The organism is Parafrankia sp. Ea1.12 (genome assembly GCF_900465275.1).
GTDB lineage: Bacteria > Actinomycetota > Actinomycetes > Frankiales > Frankiaceae > Parafrankia > Parafrankia soli.
The window spans coordinates 1-243 of the sequence record NZ_UBIZ01000541.1; the positions used below are offsets into that span (position 1 = coordinate 1).

Consider the following 243-nt stretch of genomic DNA (forward strand, 5'->3'; position numbering starts at 1 on the left):
TGGGCACCTGGGTGACCATCGTGGCCGTCAGCGTGACATCGTCCACCACCTCGGTCGAGGCGATCATCGACGCCTCCGAGCGGTGGGGTGAGCCGGTGGCCGGGTCCTTGACCCGATCCCAGTTGAATTTCACCGCTTCGGCATTGAGCGGAGTGCCCGTCGGAGAAGACCAGCCCGGGCCGCAGCTTCAGCGCGAAGGTCGCGCCACCGTCGGTCGTGGCGAAGGACTCGGCCATCGAGTAC

The 243-nt window shown here is 67.1% G+C and carries 1 pseudogene; it reads right to left on the bottom strand.

The features are described from left to right. Positions 1-243 (bottom strand): annotated as a pseudogene (locus tag FMEAI12_RS30950) (ABC transporter substrate-binding protein); the annotation flags it as partial.